20 protein-coding genes are annotated in these 20,670 nt (G+C 65.4%); 14 read left to right on the top strand and 6 right to left on the bottom strand.

Going from position 1 to position 20,670, the window contains the following annotated elements; translation table 11 throughout:
* Window positions 1-127: 127 nt before the first annotated feature.
* The gene (locus ACYQ07_RS07530) at window positions 128-940 is read right to left on the bottom strand and encodes an alanyl-tRNA editing protein (protein ID WP_459879372.1); all 813 of its coding nucleotides are present in this window, start codon (window positions 938-940) and stop codon (window positions 128-130) included.
* A 200-nt stretch (window positions 941-1,140) separates the two neighbouring features.
* Between ACYQ07_RS07530 and ACYQ07_RS07525 the strand changes: the two genes are divergently transcribed.
* Entirely contained in the window at window positions 1,141-1,839 is a 699-nt protein-coding gene (locus tag ACYQ07_RS07525) for an HD domain-containing protein (RefSeq protein WP_459880283.1), read from the top strand.
* A 37-nt stretch (window positions 1,840-1,876) separates the two neighbouring features.
* On the opposite strand, the gene ACYQ07_RS07520 is transcribed toward ACYQ07_RS07525, so the two are convergent.
* Window positions 1,877-2,029, bottom strand: a complete 153-nt coding sequence (locus tag ACYQ07_RS07520) for a hypothetical protein (RefSeq protein WP_459879370.1) — start codon at window positions 2,027-2,029, stop codon at window positions 1,877-1,879.
* A 53-nt stretch (window positions 2,030-2,082) separates the two neighbouring features.
* On the opposite strand from ACYQ07_RS07520, the gene proS reads away from it, so the two are divergent.
* Window positions 2,083-3,558, top strand: coding sequence for a proline--tRNA ligase (proS, locus tag ACYQ07_RS07515; RefSeq protein WP_459879368.1), 1,476 nt, complete (start codon window positions 2,083-2,085; stop codon window positions 3,556-3,558).
* A gap of 732 nt (window positions 3,559-4,290) precedes the next feature.
* On the opposite strand, the gene ACYQ07_RS07510 is transcribed toward proS, so the two are convergent.
* Window positions 4,291-6,096 carry a S9 family peptidase gene (locus ACYQ07_RS07510; RefSeq protein WP_459879366.1) on the bottom strand — a complete coding sequence of 602 codons (1,806 nt, stop codon included), beginning with the start codon at window positions 6,094-6,096 and terminating at the stop codon, window positions 4,291-4,293.
* A gap of 145 nt (window positions 6,097-6,241) precedes the next feature.
* On the opposite strand from ACYQ07_RS07510, the gene ACYQ07_RS07505 reads away from it, so the two are divergent.
* Window positions 6,242-7,288, top strand: a complete 1,047-nt coding sequence (locus ACYQ07_RS07505; protein WP_459879364.1) for a glycosyltransferase — start codon at window positions 6,242-6,244, stop codon at window positions 7,286-7,288.
* A 117-nt stretch (window positions 7,289-7,405) separates the two neighbouring features.
* Window positions 7,406-8,710: a site-specific integrase gene (locus tag ACYQ07_RS07500; RefSeq protein WP_459879363.1), complete on the top strand. Its 1,305-nt coding sequence runs from the start codon at window positions 7,406-7,408 to the stop codon at window positions 8,708-8,710.
* A gap of 1 nt (window position 8,711) precedes the next feature.
* Here ACYQ07_RS07500 and ACYQ07_RS07495 read toward each other — a convergent pair whose 3' ends face one another.
* Entirely contained in the window at window positions 8,712-8,873 is a 162-nt protein-coding gene (locus ACYQ07_RS07495; protein ID WP_459879362.1) for a hypothetical protein, read from the bottom strand.
* Between the two features lie 1,207 nt (window positions 8,874-10,080).
* Here ACYQ07_RS07495 and ACYQ07_RS07490 point away from each other — a divergent pair.
* Complete coding sequence (locus tag ACYQ07_RS07490; protein WP_459879361.1) at window positions 10,081-10,239, top strand: DUF7563 family protein; 159 nt, start codon at window positions 10,081-10,083, stop codon at window positions 10,237-10,239.
* A gap of 89 nt (window positions 10,240-10,328) precedes the next feature.
* Here the strand turns inward: ACYQ07_RS07490 and ACYQ07_RS07485 are convergent, their stop codons facing one another.
* Window positions 10,329-10,934, bottom strand: coding sequence for a site-specific integrase (locus ACYQ07_RS07485; protein WP_459879359.1), 606 nt, complete (start codon window positions 10,932-10,934; stop codon window positions 10,329-10,331).
* Between the two features lie 120 nt (window positions 10,935-11,054).
* Between ACYQ07_RS07485 and ACYQ07_RS07480 the strand changes: the two genes are divergently transcribed.
* A complete protein-coding gene (locus ACYQ07_RS07480; RefSeq protein ID WP_459879357.1) occupies window positions 11,055-11,741 on the top strand; it encodes a TIGR00266 family protein in 687 nt (228 codons plus the stop codon).
* Between the two features lie 19 nt (window positions 11,742-11,760).
* Here the strand turns inward: ACYQ07_RS07480 and ACYQ07_RS07475 are convergent, their stop codons facing one another.
* Window positions 11,761-11,997 (bottom strand): hypothetical protein, encoded by a 237-nt coding sequence (locus ACYQ07_RS07475; protein WP_459879355.1) that lies wholly within the window; start codon window positions 11,995-11,997, stop codon window positions 11,761-11,763.
* Window positions 11,998-12,365: 368 nt separating this feature from the next.
* On the opposite strand from ACYQ07_RS07475, the gene ACYQ07_RS07470 reads away from it, so the two are divergent.
* The 8 genes from ACYQ07_RS07470 to ACYQ07_RS07435 all read left to right on the top strand — a co-directional run bounded on the left by ACYQ07_RS07470 (window position 12,366) and on the right by ACYQ07_RS07435 (window position 20,576).
* Window positions 12,366-13,028 carry a zinc ribbon domain-containing protein gene (locus ACYQ07_RS07470; RefSeq protein ID WP_459879353.1) on the top strand — a complete coding sequence of 221 codons (663 nt, stop codon included), beginning with the start codon at window positions 12,366-12,368 and terminating at the stop codon, window positions 13,026-13,028.
* Window positions 13,025-13,330: a hypothetical protein gene (locus ACYQ07_RS07465; RefSeq protein WP_459879351.1), complete on the top strand. Its 306-nt coding sequence runs from the start codon at window positions 13,025-13,027 to the stop codon at window positions 13,328-13,330. Before ACYQ07_RS07470 ends, ACYQ07_RS07465 begins: the two co-directional genes overlap by 4 nt.
* A gap of 399 nt (window positions 13,331-13,729) precedes the next feature.
* Window positions 13,730-14,137: a hypothetical protein gene (locus tag ACYQ07_RS07460; protein ID WP_459879349.1), complete on the top strand. Its 408-nt coding sequence runs from the start codon at window positions 13,730-13,732 to the stop codon at window positions 14,135-14,137.
* Window positions 14,138-14,158: 21 nt separating this feature from the next.
* Entirely contained in the window at window positions 14,159-14,659 is a 501-nt protein-coding gene (locus ACYQ07_RS07455; RefSeq protein WP_459879347.1) for an RING finger protein, read from the top strand.
* A gap of 4 nt (window positions 14,660-14,663) precedes the next feature.
* Entirely contained in the window at window positions 14,664-18,980 is a 4,317-nt protein-coding gene (locus tag ACYQ07_RS07450) for a PQQ-binding-like beta-propeller repeat protein (protein WP_459879345.1), read from the top strand.
* Window positions 18,981-19,039: 59 nt separating this feature from the next.
* On the top strand, window positions 19,040-19,948 hold the full coding sequence (locus tag ACYQ07_RS07445) for a hypothetical protein (protein ID WP_459879343.1): 909 nt from the start codon (window positions 19,040-19,042) through the stop codon (window positions 19,946-19,948).
* Window positions 19,945-20,211, top strand: a complete 267-nt coding sequence (locus tag ACYQ07_RS07440; protein ID WP_459879341.1) for a hypothetical protein — start codon at window positions 19,945-19,947, stop codon at window positions 20,209-20,211. The genes ACYQ07_RS07445 and ACYQ07_RS07440 overlap by 4 nt, the downstream gene beginning before the upstream one ends.
* Window positions 20,208-20,576 carry a hypothetical protein gene (locus tag ACYQ07_RS07435; RefSeq protein ID WP_459879339.1) on the top strand — a complete coding sequence of 123 codons (369 nt, stop codon included), beginning with the start codon at window positions 20,208-20,210 and terminating at the stop codon, window positions 20,574-20,576. Before ACYQ07_RS07440 ends, ACYQ07_RS07435 begins: the two co-directional genes overlap by 4 nt.
* Window positions 20,577-20,670 lie beyond the last annotated feature (94 nt).

The following is a 20,670-nucleotide window of genomic DNA, read 5'->3' as shown; positions in this document are numbered from 1 at the left end:
CGTGCGCGGACGGTGGCCCGGAGTCACGCTCAGCCGAAGCGACGCGCTGCTACTACGCGCTCTGGCGGCGTGTACCGTGCTCACAGTGGCGCCGATGGCGGCCGCCAGTAGACGGCATCCACCGGCGTCACTCCGCCGCGTGGTCCGCGAGCACGAAGTTGACGCGCTCCTCGGCGCTCCCTTTCGTCTCGCGCCCCGTCACGACCACCTCGCCGATCTCGCCGGTGGCGTCGACGTGTGTGCCGGCGCAGGCGGTGCGGTCGAAGGGCTCGGCGTCGGCGTCTTCGTCGTCCGCCCCCACAGCCGGCCCAACCTCCACGATCCGGAGCTCCGTGATCGAGTCGGGGAGGAGCTCGATCCGGGTGCGCTCGGGGTCGAGCGTCGCCTCCGCCTTTGGGCGGGCCATCGTGTAACTCCGGACGGGGCGGTCCTCGGCCACCAGCTCGTTGAGCCGGCGCTCGATCCGGTCGAGGTCGTCGGCCGAAAAGCGGTCGGAGGCGGCGTCGAGGTGCGCGTGGTCGGCGTACAGCTGGTTGCCGGTCGTCTCGGCGTCGAACAGGTCGAGAAGGACCGCCGAGAGGAGGTGCTGGGCGGTGTGGTACCGCGAGTGGTTCCGCCGGCGCTCGGCGTCGACCTTGCCGGAGACCGCGGCTCCCTCGGGGGGTGTTGCGGGCGCGTCGCCGACCGGTTCCAGCGTGTGGTACACCGTGTCGCGCTTCTCGACGGTCGTGACGCGCCAGCGGGCGGCGCGGTTGGTGCCGTCCGCCTGGTCGGCGCCGGCGTCGGCAGCCAGTTCGAGCGTTCCCGTGTCGTGTGGCTGGCCGCCACCGGTCGGGTAGAAGGCGGTGCGGTCGAGCACGACCCGGTCGTCGAGCGCGCGCTCGACGGTCGCCTCGAACGCCAACCGGTCGTCGTCCGCGAGGTGAAGCTGTTCGGTCATGGAGGGAGGGAGCCTTCCCGACGGTTTAGGAGTTTCCGCACCGGCGGCGTGCGCCGGGAGAACCGGGCGGGTTTCGACGGAGAAACTCGGGCACACGGCGGCGTTTTTCCCGTGAGATACCCCGTCGTAACGACTAAGAGCGAAACGCTCCTCGATTACGCTAATGAACGACGAGTTTTCGCATGAGATTTCGCGTCGGGGTGGTGGTCGTGGGCGTCGAGATTAAAGAACGGGACGTGAGCGACGAGGAGTTCGCGGAGATGAAGGGGTTCGTCAAGGACTACCTCGCCGCCAGCGTCGAAGGCGAGGACGACGGCGGCCGCATGCGGTGGTACCCCTGGCACTCCGCGGAGTACCGCTTCAACCACATCCTCAACGTGGTCGATCTCGCCGCCGAGATCGCCCGCAATGAGGGCGCCGACGTGGACGTGGTCCGCGTCGCCGCCGTCTTCCACGACGTTGCCAAACTGGAGGCCGAACAGGAGGTCCACGCGGAGGCCGGCGCGCGCGTCGCCCGCGAGTACCTCGGCAGTCGAGGGAACTACCCCGACTCGTTCATCGAGGAGGTGTGTAGCACCGTCGTCGACCACTCGTACACCGGCGACCTCGCGGACGTTCCTCTGGAGAGCCAGTGTCTGATCGAGGCCGACATCCTCGACAAGGTGGGCGCCAACGGCGCCGCGCTGATGCTGCTCCGAATGGGGTACGAGGCCCGGACGCACATGGACGCCGCGAAGATGGTCGACCGCGTGCTGGAGCGCGGCCGCGACCACACCGACCGGATCGCCTCGGACACCGCCGAGAGCATCGCCCACCAGCGCATCAAGCGCGTGAAGTGGTTCCGCGAGTGGCTCGAAGAGGAGGTCACCGAGATGGACCGCGCGGGCGTGGACCCGTAGTCCCGGCCGTCTCTCGCCCGTTGATCGGCCGTCGCTCTCAGGCCTCGTCGGCATGCGGCTCGCGCGGCCCCTCCGCATCGGCGTCGACCTCTCGCGGGTCGCGCCCGTTCTCGTCGTCCTGCTGGTGCTGTTGGCGGCGGGCGTCCGCGGGCGCGACTTCGAGCGCACTGGGCCGTCCTCGGCGTGTCACCCGCAAACGCGCCTTCGGACCTTTTAAGCCCGCGACCCGCCCTGTGTGGAACAATGAGCGAGGACGACCAGGAACTCGGCATCACCGAGTCCAAATCGCACAACACCGGCGAGTGGTACGCGGAGGTCGTACGGAAGGCGGGGTTAGCCGACTACGGCCCCGAGGGGATGAGCGGGTTCATCGTGACGCGCCCGCGGGCGTACGCCCTCTGGGAGCGCCTGCAGGGCTTCCTCGACGCGAAGTTCAAGGACACCGGCGTGCAGAACGCCTACTTCCCGCTGTTCATCCCCGAGTCGTACCTCGAACGGGAGAAGGAGATCGTCGAGGGGTTCGACCCCGAGGTCGCGTGGGTCACCGAGGCCGGCACGAAGGAGCTGGAGGAGCGACTGGCGGTCCGGCCCACCTCCGAGTCGATCATCACGCCGTACATCTCCCAGTGGATCCGCAGCCACCGTGACCTCCCGCTGCGCGTCAACCAGTGGTGCTCCGTCGTGCGGTGGGAGGCGACGGAGACGAAGCCGTTCTTCCGCACCAAGGAGTTCCTCTGGCAGGAGGGCCACACCGCCCATGCCACCGCCGAGGACGCCTGGGCGGAGACGCTGACCCGGCTCGACCAGTACGAGTCCGTCTACGAGGACCTGCTCGCGATCCCCGTGCTCCGCGGCCAGAAGCCCGACCACGACAAGTTCCCCGGCGCGGACACGACCACCACGGTCGAGGCGCTGATGCCCGACGGCAAGTCGGTACAGGGCGCCACCTCCCACCACCTCGGCCAGTCGTTCGCGGAGGCGTTCGACATCACCTTCTCGGATGCCGACGAGAACGAGCGCGTCGCCCACACCACCTCGTGGGGGCTCTCCTGGCGCGCGCTCGGCGCGCTGATCATGACGCACTCCGACGAGCAGGGGCTCGTGCTCCCGCCGACGGTCGCGCCCGAGCAGGTCGCCATCGTCCCGATCTGGCAGGAGGACACGAAAGACGACGTGCTCGAATACGCCGAGGGCGTCGCGGACGACCTCGAGGACGCCGGCATCCGCGTGGAGCTCGACGACCGCGACGAGCGGAATCCCGGCTTCAAGTTCAACGAGCACGAGCTCAACGGCGTCCCCCTCCGCATCGAGATCGGCCCCTACGAGGTCGAGGACGCGGAGCTCACCTGCAATCACCGTCCCGACGGCGAGGAGGTCGTTATCGACCGTGAGGGCGTTGCTGACGCGGTCCGCGAACAGCTCGACGAGATCTACGCGAAGCTGTACGCCGCCGCCGAGGAGAACCTCGACGGCGAGGTTCGCGAGGCCGACGACCGCGCGGAGGTCCTCGGCACGCTCGGCCAGCACGGTGGCTACGTGAAGACGCCGTGGTGTGGCGACGAGGACTGCGAGGAGGCGATCAAGGAGCCGATCGCCGCCGAGATCGTGATGGTCCCGTTCGAGGACGACGACGAGATCGCCGCCGGCGAGCGCGAGGCGACGTGTGCGATCTGTGAGGACGACGCCGAGCGCACGGCGTACTTCGCGAAGTCGTACTAGAACGGCTTTTTTGTGGTGGGGTTTTTGAGGGGTTGGTGAAGGCTGGTGCGAGGAGCACGACGGCGCTGACGCGGAACGTGGCTGTTGCGGGTCGGTCAGCGCCTTATAAGCGAGCTGTGTGGTGAGTGCGCCGGCGAACACCTACAGCGTCCTCAATGCCACTTTATAAGCGGTTGTGCGGCTTATAAGCTGAGCACGACGGCGAACGCCGCCAAAGCCCCAGCCGGCACCTTATAAGCGGCTTGTGCGGTGAATGCGACGACGAACCTCTCCAAAGCCCCAGCCTGCTCCGGTCGAGGGTTCCGGAAGACGGTCCGGCTCGCTGCGCTCGCCGGCTGCGACTTCCGTCGTCCCGCTCGCTGCTCACGGCTTCGCCGTTCGCTATCGAGAGCTCCCTCCGGTCGCTCTCGCCCTGCTCGCGGGACCCTCGCTGCGCGCTCGAAAGAGCTCGCACGGCTCGCCCTTTTGAGTGCTTACATCGGCCGTCTTCCCGGAGCAGGCTGCCCCTTTGAGTCCCGCCCCGCACCGCTCCGCAACCGCAGCCTCAGCCCTCCCCAGCCTCGGCGGAGAGCGCGCCGGCGGACCGCACCGCCTCGCCGGCGCGCTCTCGCCTCCCTCGCGCGCGTTTCTCGCGCGCACCGACCGCGTGTTCACTGGTTGGGTGCCGTTGGGCGTGGATGACGGGCCATCGCGGCGCTATGTGGGGGAGCCGGCGGGCTCTCCCGCTCGCGCTTAAACGTGGTCGTCGAGGAACTCGACGATGGAGCCGTACGCCTCGATCCGGTTTTCGAGTTTGGCGAAGCCGTGGCCCTCGTCGTCGAAGATCAGCTTCTCGACGGGGACGCCCTGCTCGGCGGCTTTCTCGGCTATCTGCTCGGCTTCACCGACGGGCACGCGCGGGTCGTTTGCGCCGTGAAGGACGTAGAGGGGGGCGTCGATGTTGTCGATGGTGTTGATCGGCGAGATCTCCTCTAAGAACTCGCGGTCCTCTTCCAGCGAGCCGTACTCGGCTTCGCGGAGCGCGCGGCGCCAGTCGCCGGTGTTTTCGAGGAACGTGACGAAGTTGGCGATGCCGACGATGTCGATGCCGGCGGCCCAGAGGTCAGGGTACTCCGTCATCGCCGCGAGCACCATGAACCCGCCGTAGGAGCCGCCCTTCGCGACGATGCGGTCGGGGTCGACCTCCGGGTGGTCGTGGAGCCACTCGACGGCGGCCTCGATGTCGGCGACCGAGTCCATCCGGTTTTCCACGTCGTCGAGCCCGGAGTAGGCCTTCCCGTAGCCCGAGGAGCCGCGGACGTTGGGCTCGAAGACGGCGTAGCCGTGGTTGAGGAAGTACTGCTTCACGCCCGAGAAGGAGGGCCGGCGCTGCGACTCCGGTCCGCCGTGAATGTCGACGATGACGGGGTAGCCGTCGTCGGGCACCGGCGTCTCCGGGACGGAGAAGAACGCCGGGATCTCCCGACCGTCGAAGGTCGGGTAGTGCACCAGCTCCGGCTCGATGAACGTGTCACGCGGGATGCCCGCGGTCGCGGCGTTCGTCCAGCGCTCCGTCTCGCCCGTCGTCGTCTCCACGACGTGGACGTTGGCGTTGTCGCTGCTGCCGGTCGCCGTGAGCGCGTAGCGGTCGCCGTCGCTCGACCAGCTCACGCCGCCGGCGACGCCCTTCGGGAGGTCGGGCGCCGGCAGCGGCGAAATGTCGTCCGGACCCGAAAGCTCGCCGGCGGACATCTCCGTGTACCCGTCCACGTTGCGACTGAAGACCACCCGTCCGGACTCCTCGTGGACCGAGACGCCGCCGACGTTCCACTCTCCACCGTCCTCCACCACGGTGAAGTTCCCGGTCGAGAGGTCGATTCGCTCCAGTCGAAGCGTGTCGCTGTCCCGGTCCGTCACCACGTAGACGAACTTCCCGTCGGGGCTCCACTCGGGACTCCCGTAGCGCACGTCGCCTTCGTGGGGCGTGTGGTGGTACAGGTCGCCGGACTCGACATCAAGCGTGTAGAGGTCGTGGTCGAACGAGGAGTGTGCCTCGTGGACGATCAGCCGGTCGTCGCTCGGTGACCAGCCGGCGACCGAGAGCCAACCGTCGCCCTCGTGGACGAGCTCCGCCTCCTCGCCCGTCGCATCTCGGTCCTGCACGTACACGTCGAACACCGAGTTGTCGCGTCGGTTGGAGGCGAACGCGAAGCGCTCGCCGTCGCTCGCCCACCCGCCCCAGCGGTGTTTGGCCTCGGGCATCGCGGTGAGGTTCGTGATCTGTCCCGTCTCGTAGTCCAGCCGGTAGAGCTGGGCGCGCTCGTTGCCGCCCTCGTCCATGCCGAAGACCGCCTCGCGGCGCTCCGGCGAGGAGTCGACGAACGTCACGCGGTCCTCGTAGAAGGTGTGCTGGTCGGGCCACCTCTGTGGCTCGTCGAGCGACCACACCTGCGAGGTGCCGGTCGTGTCGAGGAGGAACGAGACGCGGCCGTCGGGGCCGATGTCGGCGCCGCCGGCGCTGCGCGCGTTGAGATAGCGCTCGATGTCGTACTGCTGCATGCGAACCGCTTCCACGCCCGGTCGGAAAGTGGTTCGGGTGCGGAGAGCCGACGAGCGACGGAACCGGCCCGGTATCGGCCTGATATCGGCCCGCGACCGGCCCGATTCCGGGCCTTTTTAGCAGCCGCCCGCCACCCTACCGCGTATGCGCGTCGCGTTCGTCTCGCTTTTCACGCCGGACCACGGGGAGACACCGGCACGGCTCCGAACGCGACGATTTGCCCGACAGCTGGCCGCCCGCGGCCACCAGGTCACCTGGCTGTGTGCCCGCTGGTGGGGCGGCGGCCACGACACCTTCGAGGAGGACGGCATCACCTACCGGTCGGTCGTCACGGACCCCGCACCCGGACGGTTCGCGGCCGGCGTGCCGGCCGCGCTCCGCCGTACCTCCCCCGAGATCGTCCACGCCGTCAACAGCCCGCCGGGCGCCGCGACCGCCGCCGAGGTCGCCGGCACGCTCCTCCGCGTTCCCGTCATCGTCGACTGGTGGCGCGACCGCGAGGAGGACTCCGCACGACGCTACCGACTCGCCGCCCGTGGTGCGGACGCGGTGACCGTCCCGGCGCGAACCACCAAAACCCGCGTCCGTGAGCACGGCGCGGGCGCCGACGCTGTCCGCGTGCTGCCCGAAAGCGTGGACTTCGACCTCGTGGAGTCGGCGGCGGTCGACGACCGGTTCGACTTCGTGTACGCCCGCCGGCTCGACCGCCACGCCAACGTCGAGACGTTCCTGCTCGCGCTCGCCGAGCTCCGCGACCGCGAGTGGCAGGCCGCCGTGATCGGCGACGGCCCCGAACGTGACGTGATCGAGCGAACCGCCGCCGACCTCCGGATCGACGACCGCGTGACGTTTCTCGGCGACCTCCCGCGCGAGGAGGCAGTCCCCATCCTGAAGGGCGCCCACGTCGCCGCCGGAACCGCCACGCGAGAGGCGTTTCCGACGGAGCTGCTGTGGGCGCTCGCGTGCGGCTGCGTCGGTCTCGTCGAGTATCAGGCGGAGTCGAGCGCTCACGAGCTGGTCGAGGGCCGCAAGCGCGGGCGGCTCGTCACCAGTCCTGCCGAGCTCGCCGACGAGATCGTCGCGGTCGCCGACCTGCCCAAGCTGCGCGTCGCCGACGAGTTCCGCGAGTACGACGACGACGCCGTATTGGAGACGCTCGTCGACATCTACCGCGACCTTCGCGGGGAGTGAGAAAAGCGGAGAGTCGTGGGACCGGGGTCGTACGGCTACTCTTGGGTGATCGTGCCGCCGTACTTCATGAAGAGGAACGGAGGTTAGCTTTACAAATTGGGAAGTACGAGTTAGTGTATGGGCCGCAACCGGGACATCAACGACCCCAGCGGAGTCGCGCGCCGAGCGCGACGACAAATCGAGCTCGCACAGGAGCACGACCACGGAGACGACGGGAAGGCGATGGTCCGTTGGGGCAACGAGATGGCCCAGCAGGGGATGGCCTCGACGACGATCTCCAACCGGCTCAACAGCATCCGAAAGATTGCCGAGCGCGCACCGAAGCCGCTCGTCGAGTTCGAGAGCGCGGACGACGTGACGGAGCTCCTCGGCGAGTTGAAGAGTGGTGAGCACCCCGACGCGCCCGACGACGGGTTCGCCGGCGGCACGCTGCGGATGTACCGGCAGGCGGCGCGTGTCTTCTTCCGCGACGAGCTCGATCGCGACTGGGCTGAGGACATCAAGATCGGTCAGCCCGATCCGTCGCCCATCCAGGAGGAGGACATCTTCACGAACGACGAGGTCGACGCGCTTCTCGCAGCGAGCACGAATCCGCGCGATTCGGCGATGATCGCCTTCCTGTGTGTGACCGGACAGCGCATCAGCGCGACACTCTCCATCCGCGTCGGTGACGTTGACCTCGACGGCCGCGTCGGCAAAGTCACGCTCAACAGCGAGGCCGAGGGGCTGAAAGGCGCGTCCGGACCGCGTCCGCTCCTCTGGTCGCGCTCCTACATCGCCTCCTGGTTGGAGAACCACCCGGCTCGCGACGACGAGGACGCCCCGCTTTTCTGTTGCCGGCAGGGCGGCCGCCGCCCGCGAGAGGATGGCGGATTCGTCGAGTGGGAGGCCGGCGGCGTCCTCTCGACCGATCAGGCCCGAAACCGCCTGCGAGATGTTGCGGAAGAGGCCGGCATCGAAACCTCGAAGATGCGACCTCACAGCTTCCGGCACACCGCGATCACCCGGATGCGGGATGAGGAGGTCCCCGACGACCGGATCCGCTTCATGGTCGGCGTCGACGAGAAGTCGAACGTCCTCGAACGCTACGACAAGGCCGAGAACGACCGGATGCTGTCTCGAATCCGCGAACATTACGGCATCGAGGAACAGGACCGTTCGCCCGTCGGTCGCCCGACGACCGAGCACTGTAGCAACTGCCAGGAGCCGATCCGGAGCAGCGCCCGGTTCTGCCCCAGCTGTGGGACGCCGCGGACCGTCGAAGCTGCCGAAACCGCCGACGAGTTCGAGGACGATCTCTTCAAGGATGGGATCGACGCTGCGTCCGACGACGATACTGACCTCAGCCGCGAGGATCTCATCGAGCTCCAAGAAATAATCTCGAAGCCTGGAGTTAAGCGACTCCTGCTGAGCGAGGAGTAACTCACTCGGCATCGCGCACCCCCGCGAGTTCTAGCGCCCGTTGAAAACGCTCCGACGTGCGGAGGTCGGCGTCCGCCATCCGCTCGAAGAGGTCGCGAAGGTCGTCGTCTTCTTGAAGTCGCTCACACGCCTCCTCGAAGGCATCCTCGCTCTGCGAGCTCATCGGCCAACCTCGCAGAGTGTCTGGCTGGTGTGTCCGCCCGCGCCGGGCGGGCTCAGTACATCTTCGTTCGTGTCGCGTGGTGTGTGCCTTATCATTGGGGTAGATCCCCGGCACACACCTCCGCTGCCTGTCCCCCGCAACCTTTACGGGGGCATCGGCCGGATCTGTATCCGAGCTTGCACGGGGTGTGTGCCGGCTCATTTTCAGACGGGCACGTGGCAGCGTGCCCGTCATTGCGTTTTGAGGACCTCCAGCTTCGGCCCCGGTCAGCGTACGCCGACCGATTCTGCGCGTCTGCCCACAGAGTCAAATGCTAGGCACTTAATCCTTTGTCAGACCCGAAACCATATTTACGACGCCCTGTTGTAAACACCAAACTCAGGAACTCTACCTAAACATCCCAGAACGTTCGTATAGGTCAAGTTTTCGACCGATAGCGCTATCGATAACGTCAGCGATAGCGCCCCCGATAACGTCAGCGATAGCGCCCCCGATAACGTCAGCGATAGCGCCCCCGATAACGTCAGCGATAGCGAATCCGATAACGTCAGCGATAGCGCCCCCGATAACGTCAGCGATAGCGAATCCGATAACGCCAGCGATAGCGCATTCGATAACGCCAGCGATAGCGCATTCGATAACGCCAGCGATAGCGTATTCGATAACGCCAGCGATAGCGCATTCGATAACGCCAGCGATAGCGCATTCGATAACGCCAACGTCATCACTCGGAATGAGGGGAGTGGGACCGCCCCCACAGCCGAAGGCGCCGGCGCCGTCCGCACCAACTCTGTCTGGCGCTCGCCTGGCGGGAAAGCACTACGTGATGGGCAAGATCGGCGCCGTCAACCGTTGTAACGGTATTTGTCGTCGGAAGCGGCGAGCGCTTGACAACAATCCGCCCAATTAAAACCGGCATGGTCGAGCGCGGGAGCGCTGGAGCTTGCCCATTCGGCGCTGCGGTGCGGACACTTGGGATGGTGCATTTTCGTGGCTCCCTCGCGCGTCGAAAGATATGCCACGGGTTCGGTCGGCGCGCTTGGGGTGTGTGCCATGTCCCGTCGCCGTCGCGGTTTTCAAAAACGCCACGGGGTGGCAACCTCAGCGCCGGCGTCGGCGTGTGGCAGCACATTGTGATGACACCAGAGAACACGCCAGAAGATTGCCACCCGGTTCGGTTTAGGAGTGTTCGCGTGTCTCACGAGGTATGCCAACATGCTCCAACTGCGGTTCGTTCGTGTCGAAAGACTATGTTCGGGTTCTGTCACCGCCGGATGCCGACGGCGTTCGTGCCTGCCCGGAATGTCCAGATCGCGTCCGTTACGAGGGGAAGGTTCGCGAGGCTCGGTCGTCGAGGCGAGGATAACGACCTCGTAATCAACGTAGTGCAATTCAGTGCCTCCGTCGACATGATAGTGTCCGTCGCGGTGGGGGCGGCAGGATCGGCACTTCCACTTATCTCAGGTCCGCTTCCTCGAAGGCGTCGTTTACGACCTCCGGCGTGGGGGCGTTCAAGTAGGGCTCTATCGCCTGGAAGGATCCCCACCCACCGACCTGCATGACCACACGTGGATTCATCTGTTCGTCAACGAGGAGCCGTTGCGCGAACCTCCGCCGAAGATCGTGTGAGGAGACGTGGCGGAAGTCGCCGTCACCGGTCTCGTCAGCGGCGCGCTCCGCTGTGCGCTTCACGGCAGCGCGGACCGCACGCTCGGTGAGGTCGATAACCCGCTCTCTCTCAGAGATGTTCTCCGAGCTAACATATCGGTGGAGGTCACGCTCGACGTGGTGTGGGAGGTAGGCGTCACGTGGCTTCCCCCCGCTTCCGCTGGTATCCTTACCCTCCGGGATCCGCAAGCGATAGTGCTCACCATCTTCCGTGCGCTTCACGTCGCCCGGGGTCACCTGCAAAATCTCAAAAGAGCGAAGGCCAGCGTAGCCACCTAGCTGGATAATGAGATCGTCCCGGTGGCTAGTCGCTGAGCGTCGGAGCTCTTCGAGCTCTGAGTCGGTCATCCACACTTTATACTGATCTTCGGCGCCAGTCGCTTCCAGTCGCATAGTAGGATGTTTAGACAAATCTGCATAAAGAAGGCCTACCCGACAACAATAATCGGGGTGTTTCACCCTCTGCGGGGGAATCTATTTCCGGGTTATGTGATAACTCGGAAGACGGTTCACATGGATTACGAGCTCGATTCAGGCCGAGGTACTGCGAGGATCCAGATGGATGAGGGAGAATCAATCACTGCGAGACGTGGAGTGCTCGCCGCCAAGAAACCGAGCATCACAGTCGAGACGGGGACTAGCGGTGGCATCACGTCAGCAGTCAAACGTCAGGCACTCGGGGGCGACCACGGACTCACAAACACGTTTCAAGCCGACTCCGAGGGATGGCTTCTACTTTCACCGGCGCTACCCGGCGAGCTCCAATCTCTCAATCTCCACGAAGAAAGCATCTATGTGGTGTCTGAGTCATTCATCGCTGCGGGCGAGGGGCTCAGTGTGGGGGCAGATATTCAGGAAAAAGACAAAAAGAAGCTCGTATTTGGTGACGACATGTTCACCGTGCTGGAGGTGAGCGGGACCGGGACGGCGATAATTGGTGGTTACGGTGGGCTGCTGCGGGATACTATTGATGACACCGAGGAAATTGCACTCGGACACATTGCTGCCTACGATCCATCACTCGATGTTGAGATGTTCTCTCCGGGTGGTTTGAAAACCTCGTTACTCGGTGGTGAAGATCGGTTTGCGCGCTTATCAGGGGACGGCGAGGTCTGGATCCAATCACGCAGTCCCGAATCCTTGCAAAATTGGGTTGAGTCTGTCTATGAGGACGATGGGCTAAGCGATCTCTTGGGATAGCCAAGCCACCGAACAACCGTCATCCGTGGTCTTCATCACAGACGGTCTCGACGACCGTCTCGTACATCTTGGGGTGATGCTCCGCGAGGACTTCGAGATCCTCGCGGAGTACATCGTCAAGGCGGGCTCTCACCCGACTCTCCACAGAGTAACGATAGTTATCCTTAACGTCTTTCTCGCCAGTGAGGATCCTCCGCTCAGTGTCTGTCAAGAGTGCACGCTGGTCGCCCATAGGCGTAGTAGTCACGTCGCCCATATTTACCCCACCGACTCACTCCTCTTAGTGCTTATGCCATGTTATGCGCACAATATAGGGTAAGTTTTATGCACTCACAATATAGAGTGAGTGACACGCACGGCTGGTCGTCAAAGTAAGACGGCCGGGAGTGAGGTCCCAGCCGCCGTGCGGCCAACCATGACCGCAACCACACGACACGACGACACGGCAAAAGCGTCCCGCCACGGGACGCCGACGGAGCAAGAACAGCACCCCCTCACCGGGGTCCGAGTGACCGCGCACGCACGTTCGACGCCGACGGGCTCCGAAACCGTCTACAACGCGTTCGGCAAAGAGTTCGAGTCGCGTGAGCGGCTACGCATCGCCGCTGAGCGGAGGCCGCCTCAATGAGCGCAGATCGTGCGCTCAACGTGAACACGCGCAGCCAACTACCGGCGCCGGCGACGCACGCCGACCCCGATACCGTCATCGGTGTTGACCTCGGCGTCCGCAACTCGGTCGTCGCCGCCCCCGAGCATTGCGACCCCTACGCTGCCCAGGCGCTAACCGTCCCCGGTGGTGTCGCCCGCGATCTCCTCTCGGAGTTCGTGGAGCGGACGCCGAGTCGGGACGCCAGCGCCGACGCCGAGCTCGCAAACCGCTACGCGGCCGTCCTCTCCAACCATGTTGAACGAGTCGTCGACCGCCTCCTCGACTACCTTCGGGAGTTCGAGGGCGAGCTCCTCGTCGCGGTGGAGCGCGTCTCATTCGGTGAGCCGGCGACGGTCGTCGAGTTCCGCGACGACGACCGCGCCGAGGCAAACAAGTGGCTGCTGCCGATGATGCGCGACCGGATCGTCGAGCGATGCTATCAGGAGGGCATCCGCACCATCCTCGTCGACGGTGTCCTCTCATCGAAAATCTGCGGCTGGTGCGGGGACCGAGGGCACCGAACGGGGTCGGGTCGCTTCGTCTGCGAGGGCGACTGCCCGATCTCCATCCTCGACGGCGACCGAAACGCCGCAGTGACGCTCGCGAACCGCGCCCGCTCACGAGGGGACGACCGATGAGCGTCGAGGGAGCGGACGGAGAGGCCGCCGAACCGACCACCGACCACGACGAGCCCATCGAGGCGTCGGAAATCCGCGGCGAGGTGCGGACGCCGCACGCCGGCGCCGTCCTCGAATCGGACACTGACGACATCCCCGATCTACAAGTCGATCTGTGGAGCAACGTCGGTGGGATCTGCCTCGCCATCGAGGCGACGGACCGCGACCGCGACCTCTACACCGGAACCACCGCAAAACTCACATCGGAGGAGGCTCGCCGGCTCGCGAGCAAACTCCACCGAATTGCGGACTTAAAGGAGTAACACGGCGGTTGCCGCCCACGGGTTTTTTAACCCCTCGGCAGATCTTACCTACCGTAGCCTCGCGGCGCCCCTTCGTGGGGTCGCCGGGGTACTCGGAGTACCAGTTCCGGTGCTTCGGAGCCCGATCGCGCAACGGCCGCTGAGGCAGGTCGATACACTCAGACTGCAACAACCATGTCCAAGAGCCGCAGCACTCGGTCTTCGCCGTTCCGACGCGATAATCACTTCGGGGAGACCGCCGACGACAAGCAGCAATCCTCCGGTGCGAGCGACGCTCGCGAGGACCCGAACAGTCCAATCAAACACCTAGCGCACTCCATACTCCGTGCGGATGCCGATGCACTGTGCGCGACGACGCTACAAGAAAAGCCGTACAACGGCGGTCAGCTGGCCGAGCTCGTGGCGTGGCTCGTCGACGACGAGTGCATCGACGGGCGTGCCGACGCTATGCACCACCAGAACAGGGCGGTTGAGCTCACTGAGCCCACGTTCTATGTTCCACCCGGAGACGGGACCGAGCGCGGCCGGAAAGCCCGACTCAACGAAGAGACGGGGTACATCACCGGCGGTGAGACAACGTCCGTCGTCTACCGCGACCGTCCTGCCGACGAGTTCCTTGCGACGGTTGATGCCTACCTCGACATGATCCGGCAGCGGATCCGCGAACGCCCTTCGACGTTCCTCGACGAGAGCGACCTCGACGACGCCCGCCACATCGCCAAAAGCTGGAAACACGCCGGTGACACCAGTGACGTTGAGATTATGAAGGCAATCGTGCGACGAATCCGACGAGGACAGGTCCCATAATACGCAGTATACGACATTCAAATGTCAAAATCATCCACCAGCGGCGCCTCTAGTCGCATCACCAGCGACCGACGGCACCGCACCGACACTGACGAAGAGCTCGCAAACGCAATCGCGTACGCTGTCCTGCTTCGCGAACCGAAGGTCGACCCAATGTGCCCGACCTGCCTCGGAGTGTATAACGACCCGGTCACACTCCGCCGCGGGGCATTGGAGCACTCCCCGGTCGTCGCGGATGGGAAGAGGCTAATCATCCGACACCGCGAGGACGAGAAGGAGGGGCTCTGCCCGCAGTGCAACAGCAGATCGGAGGGCGGACCACTCCCGCAGCTGACGACCAGCGAGTTCGAGGAACTCGTCGGCGCGCTCCTCGGCGGTCTCGGCGTCCACGGTTCCCGTATTTCGAGTGCGAAGGGGACCGCCCACGAAATGAAGATCGACGGTGAAGCCGATCGCGAGATCTTGGCCGACATCCTCGCCGATCTCGCCGCCGCCGATCACGTCGAACTCTACCAGGACTGACCCAATGTTACGTAAAGTCGCACACACCCTGACCAGTCGCATCGCTCGCTCGCTCAACCACATCTCGCGCTCACTCGGCATCTCGGAGCGCGCCGCCGGCCTGTGGCTCGCGGTCGTCGCGCTCGCCGCGCTCGACGCCGCCTCCACGACGGCGGCCGTTTCGTTGGGCCTCCCCGAGCTCAACCCGCTCGTCGACGCCGCGATGGGTGTCGCCGGGCTCCCGGGCCTCGTCGCCACGCAACTCGCGTTGGTTGTGGGGGTGACCGCACTCGCGAAGGCGATGGACGGCGGCGAAGCCCTCGCGCTCGGCGTGTCGGGCGTGATCGGCGTCGCAGTCGTCGCGAACAACACGCTCGGCGTCGCGGAGATCGTCGCGCACGGCGTGACCGGCGGGTTTGTCGTTGCGCCCGTGGGTGTGGCGCTCGGCGTGCTCGCTGGGGTTGGCGTCGGGTACGTCGGCCTGTTCGAGCGTGACGCAGTTGTAGAGGGTGTGCGAGGCGTGGAGACGCCCGCTCGCGAGGAGGTGTTCTCTGTGGCGTTCTCCGTGCTCATGGTCACGTCCATGATCGCCTCGGGTGTGGCGCTCGTCGGGACGCAGCCGATGGGGGAGGATCAAGGTGGAGCTGTTTCAGCGGATACGGACGCTGAATATCATCTCGATGAGGAAACGGTCGATTCGCTCTCGCTCAACACGGACACGGCGACTCAATCTGGCGGCACGGTGTACGTCGGGTCCGACGACGATACAGTGTATGCGATAGATGCGGCGACGGGCGAGGAGGAGTGGGCGTTCACCGAAACTTCGGGCACCGTGCGCTCCTCGCCGACGGTCGCGGACGGAACGGTGTACGTCGGGTCCGACGACGATACAGTGTATGCGATAGATGCGGCGACGGGCGAGGAGGAGTGGGCGTTCACCGAACCCTCGGACAGCGTGCGCTCCTCGCCGACGGTCGCGGACGGAACGGTGTACGTCGGGTCCTACGACGATACATTGTATGCGATAGATGCGGCGACGGGCGAGGAGGAGTGGGCGTTCACCGAACCCTCGGACAGGGTGGTCTCCTCGCCGACGGTCGCGGACGGAACGGTGTACGTCGGGTCCCTCGACGGTACAGTGTATGCGATAGATGAGGCGACGGGCGAGGAGGAGTGGGCGTTCACCGAACCCTCGGACAACGTGCGCTCCTCGCCGACGGTCGTGGACGGAACGGTGTACGTCGGGTCCCACGACGATACAGTGTATGCGATAGATGAGGCGACGGGCGAGGAGGAGTGGGCGTTCACCGAACCTTCGAGCACCGTGCGCTCCGCGCCGACGGTCACGGACGGAACGGTGTACGTCGGGTCCCTCGACGGTACAGTGTATGCGATAGATGCGGCGACGGGCGAGGAGGAGTGGGCGTTCACCGAACCCTCGGACAACGTGCGCTCCGCGCCGACGGTCGCGGACGGAACGGTGTACGCCGGGTCCGACGACGATACAGTGTATGCGATAGATGAGGCGACGGGCGAGGAGGAGTGGGCGTTCACCGAACCTTCGGGCAGCGTGCGCTCCTCGCCGACGGTCGCGGACGGAACGGTGTACGTCGGGTCCTACGACGATACAGTGTATGCGATAGATGCGGCGACGGGCGAGGAGGAGTGGGCGTTCACCGAACCCTCGGACAGCGTGGTCTCCTCGCCGACGTTTGTACCAGACGATAGTAGCCAAAGCGAAGGGTCTCGCGTCGCACTACAAACACTCGGTCATCACGACGGAACCGGACAGGGTGGTGTTGGTGGCGGCGACGGCACAACCCCCCGTGTCACTGACCAAAACGGCGACCCAATCGAGGACGCCACAGTAGAAGCCTACCGTGCTGACGGGGACGAGATCGCCGACCAACTCGAACTCTCGGCAGAGGAAGCCGAACAGGAAGCCGAGGCGCTCCTCGACGAGGCTTCGGACCCAATCCCCGACGCGTTCGACGAGGATCTCAACCCACTCGACGAGCTCCGCGACATGGATGACCTCGACGGCGAGGTCGCACTCGTCCATCAAGCGGACGACTGGGAGATGGAGGGCCGGCTTGGCGCCGGCGTCCCCGGCATTGACACGGCGCCGAACCTCGACAACCCCGATCCGGTCCATGAGGCGGGCGAGCCACTCGTCGTCTCGATGTGGGATATGGACGGTGGCTCGTGGACTGAAGACGACATTGACGCCTCGGTCGACGGTGCGACGAGCGTCCCCGAGGAGCGCGAAATCGTCATCGAGCAGGTGGCCGCCGAGGACACCATCGACACGCGGACCATCGAGACGAGCGAGTTCGTCGAAATCACGGCGCTGACCAACCTCGGCAGCAAGACGCACTACGCGGCCACCACCGAGGTCCCGGAGGGCTTCTACCGGATCTACCCTGAAGGTCAACCCGAGAAAGCGACGTACCACTCGGTCGGTGACCCCTCACAAGCAGCTTCCCTGATCGAACAGGAACTCCGTGACGACGCCGACCAACTCACCGACCGCGCACAGAACGTCCAAGACCGGATCGAGTCGGGCATCTTCGACACGCAGCGCGCGACGACCAACGAGTCGGGCGTCGCCGAAGACCTCGACCTCCCGGACGGCCAAGTCGCCATTCAGGCGTACAAGGGGCCGGATGTAGATCTCATCGACGACATTGACGACCCAACCGACCTCACCATCGACGACATTCGCGAGGTTGGCGACGCGTACGACGGCGCGATCTACCTGCCGTCAGCGCCGGAACGCGTCGACACGCGGGACCTCCAAGGGGGCGAAGACGTGGAGGTCACACTCCAGAAGGTTGACACCGACCCGTTCACAGGGATGGAGGAGTACGAGGACCGTATTCAGGACCGTCTTGACGAACTGCTCAACGAGTCTACGTCGGAATTGGAACAGATGTTCCGCGACACCGACGTGCCGATAGACGAGCTCGAAGAGCGACACGAGAACCTCGAAGACATCATGGAGTCGAACGCGGACCTCGAAGAGCGCGTCGAGGACCTCCTCGAATCTGACGACATCCATGATGCCGGCAACGCAACGGAAGCCCAACTCGAAGAGGACCTCGACGCGATGCAGCAGGCACTCGCGGAGATCGAGGAGGGGATGGACAGCGGCACGCCCAACTTCGACATCGACAACGACGGACTTCTCACCGGTGAGATGCCGTTCGGGTCGCCACTTGACGAGGAGGCAACGTCCGTGGTCCTCCACTTCGAGGACGGCACCTCGGAGGTCGTCAGCGAGGACTACTGGACGGTCGAGAGCGGCGGCCTGCTCGAAAGCGGTGACGCGGTGGCGCTCGACGGCTACGACATCCCCGAGGATCGCGCCGTCGCGGACGTGAGCGTCAATGCCGTCTCCGAAGGCGGCGCACTCGGGAGTGGCTCCGGCACGGCCACCAACCCGCAGTACGAGGGTGACATCCCCGACATTGACGCCATCGACGTGGGCACGCTTCGCCCGGGCGTCGGTGAGACGGTTGGCGTCCAAGTACGATCTGACGACGACGCGTTCGCGACGACCGAGGACGTGCAGGTGTTCGGCCCCGATGGCGACGAACTCGACATCTCACAGGAGGGCGACCGCTTCCGCTGGTCGGCTGACGCTGAGGGCACGCACACCGTCCGCACGACGTACAGCAACGACATCGGCGGCGAGTTCACGGAGACGTTCCGCTTGAGTGCGCGTGACTCCACGTCGAGTAACCCGCCGACCGTCCGCATCACGGACGGCATCGGGGGCGACAAGGCGCTCGCGGGCGACGGCCTCGAATCCGCGAGCATCGACATCGACGGCGACACGGCCGAGGTCATCGCACAGACGCCGGGCGGCGAGTCACCCTCCCAGATCGACATTCGCGCCGAGCAACTCCGCGTTGACGAGCTCGACGTGAGCGTCGTCTCTGGCGAGAACCAGCGCTCGGTGGACCGTCACGTCTCCGTGCGCGTTCGCGCGCAGTTCGGCGAGGACTCGCTGGTCTGGCACCCCGACGCGCCGATCACGGCTGACGGTGACACCGTGGCCGGCGAGTGGGAGACCCGCGAAGACGATGACGGTGCTCGCCATCAGGTGATCGACACCTACACCGACGCCGACGGGACGACGAACATCGAGGTCAACCGCGACCCGGGTTGGATCGACCGCGCACAACACAGCATCGCGGTGAGCTCGCCGTTCGACATTCCGTTCGTCACCTCAACACTCCTGATCGACATGTACTCGCCACTGCTCGATGAGGCGACACCCGGCGAAGTGGTCGGGCCGGCGGATATGACGGCCGCGCCGGCGGGGGCAGCCGCGTAACGCCCCTTCCAATGGTAGCACAATGTGATGACTAACTAGCCGATGCACACACCCCACCGATGCTCAGACTAACACACCGAAACCACCAGCTGTATCGCATCGCATTCGCGACCGCGGTCGCCGCCACCGCCGTTGCGCTCGCCGTCTCACCACCTTCCGTCGGGGCGACCGACGACCCCGAACTCACGGTGACCTACACCGAGTTTGAGGAGGACTCCGCCCTCGTTCTCGACGCGCTCAACGGCGAGAAGGTTACCGTCGGGAAGAGCGCGACGGCCGTCGCCGTCGAGCAAGACGAGGTGTTCGTCCGGCTCGAAGTCACCAATACGAACACGTACCCAACGGAGGTGACTGTGCACCTCGCCAGTGAGATCGTCGACCCGGCGACGCTCGGCGAAGTCCGCGCGCTCGACGAGGACGTGGTCGCCGAGTGGAACGCGGAACGTCACTGGGATGACGAGGGGAGCTCCGACCCGTACACTGAGGTGACCGTCGTCGTGCCCGCCGAGACCTCTTTGCAACTCGCACCGAGCCAGGTGCGGGTGAAGTCACTCGCATGGACGGCTGACGCCGAGCGCGGCGTCGAGACAATCCGCGATCGCGTTGACGTTTGGACCGACGAACACCTCGCGCAGCGTCACTACGCGCTCGACGGCGAGCGTGGCAACCAAATCACCATTGACCTCGTCGACCCGGAGACCGGCGAGCCCGTTGACGAATGGCAGGCGACCTACACGACCGATGCGGACGACGGCACACACCCACTTACGCGCCAGAGCAATCGAGACGTGTTCTTCACCGAAATTCGAGACGGCGAGGCAGTCCGCATCGTCTTCAACACTGACGCCGAAGTCGAGTTCGTCGCGGAGCCGACGGTCCGCGAGTCAGCCGAGCATGAACTCGCGAGCTACACCTCGTCCGTCCGCGAGGTTCTCGCCTCACCGTTTACGGAGGTGATCGCTCGATGAGCACCGACGCGATCGTGTGGAGTCTCGCCGCCGCTGCCGTCCTCGTCTCGCTCTTCAATCCGGGCGGGCTGATCATCGGCGCCGCCATCGCGTTCGTCCTGCTCGGGGGGCGCTACGGTCTGCCGTACGTGGGCGACCTGATCAAACAGCGGCAGAGCGGGGTTGGTAGGGCCAAAGTCTCACAGCGGGCGCGAGACGGCGTCCGTGGCGCCCGTGATCGCGTCGATGACGCACGCGACGACGAACGGAGGGGTCGCCGATGACCCGGATCCGCGCAGCGCTGACGTGGCTGCCACGTCAACTCGCCGGCGCGTGGCGGAACTTCCGGAGCGCGATCGGCGGCGTCTCCGCCGGTGACGTGCTACCGCCCTGGATCGCGACGACGCTCGCCTTCATCGCCGACTCGCTTCCCAAATCGATGGGATTCACGTCGGAGCCCGTCGATCAAGTGACCGCTCTGGTGACATGGTGCGTCGCACTCATCGTGGCGAGCGCCGGCATCCTCACCATTGTGGCGGTTGGATGGGCGGTGATCTTCGGCCCACTCGCACTCCTGCGATTCGTGCCCGCCGTCGAGCGCCGCTGGCCCGTCGACGAGTCGTCCTGGCGGATGTGGCGCGTGCGCTAGCGCTCAGGGCACTCGGGAAGGTGGTCGGGAAGAGGATCCTCGATCTCCTCACCGCAGAGTCCGCACGTTCTATACTCGGTGCGGTCACCACCAT

The organism is Halorubrum gandharaense (assembly GCF_054654575.1).
Note: the sequence above shows the minus strand (reverse complement) of the source record. Positions and strands in the feature narration are given on the sequence as shown.